Origin of the sequence: Aquabacterium parvum (assembly GCF_001447195.1) — a bacterium.
Lineage (GTDB): Bacteria > Pseudomonadota > Gammaproteobacteria > Burkholderiales > Burkholderiaceae_C > Aquabacterium > Aquabacterium parvum.
This window is the reverse complement of record NZ_LFRI01000502.1, coordinates 1-273: the sequence shown is the minus strand read 5'-3', so window position 1 is coordinate 273 and position 273 is coordinate 1. Positions and strand designations below refer to the sequence as shown.

At 60.4% G+C, this 273-nt stretch carries 1 pseudogene; it reads left to right on the top strand.

The features are described from left to right. Positions 1-18 precede the first annotated feature (18 nt). A pseudogene (locus tag ABG80_RS18395) lies at positions 19-273 on the top strand (protein rep); the annotation flags it as partial.

Sequence of the window (273 nt, the reverse complement as noted above, 5' to 3'; positions counted from 1 at the left end):
TGGCACCCGCACCTGCACATGATCGCCTTGGCCGAGGTCGAGCCCAGCCAGGAGCGCTTGTCGCGGGATTGGCACCAGATCACCGGGGACAGCTTCATCGTTGATGTGCGGCCCATCGTTGGAGATCCCGCCGAGGAGTTCATGGAGGTTTTCAAGTACGCCGTCAAGTTCAGCGATCAGCCGGTTGCCGATACATGGCATGCCTTTCAGACGCTCAAGGGGAAACGCCTTCTTGGTTCTGCTGGGTGCTTCCGAGGTGTCGAGGTGCCGGAA